Source organism: Pseudomonas sp. 2822-17 (assembly GCF_002742485.1).
Classification (GTDB): Bacteria; Pseudomonadota; Gammaproteobacteria; order Pseudomonadales; family Pseudomonadaceae; genus Aquipseudomonas; species Aquipseudomonas cyclaminis.
This window is the reverse complement of the sequence record NZ_LJRZ01000536.1, coordinates 1-398: the sequence shown is the minus strand read 5'-3', so window position 1 is coordinate 398 and position 398 is coordinate 1. Positions and strand designations below refer to the sequence as shown.

Below are 398 nucleotides of genomic sequence, written 5' to 3'. Positions count from 1 at the left end.
GTAATGGTATATCTTTTGGATTTAACCTCGACTTTTTTATCGTATCATTAATAAGTAAATTGCTATACGCCTGATCTTTTTCAATTTTTAAAAGGACATCTAACACAGCTTCACGAACGTTACCTTGTTTCATCCATTTCTCCTACCATTCTTCCTTCAGCCCAGTCTTTACCAGCTCCATGTAAAAACGTCTTTACATCCATTCGCTTTTTTCCTGATGGCTGAATCTCAGTAATTAAGCACAGAGTTTTCTCCACAGGCAACATGGAACCCTGTTTCTTCTAACTTTAGAATCGTCCCTGGCTTTTTATCTGTATTAATATCAGTTTTTTCTGACCACCATATTTTCATACGCTTTTCTCCATCAATTGTATACGCTACAGGCCAAGGGTTTAATC

Annotated in this window: 1 pseudogene; it reads right to left on the bottom strand. The window is 36.7% G+C overall.

Annotated features, from left to right (window positions below):
- Nucleotides 1-228: 228 nt before the first annotated feature.
- Nucleotides 229-398: pseudogene (fmt, locus tag AOA60_RS34765) on the bottom strand (methionyl-tRNA formyltransferase); the annotation flags it as partial.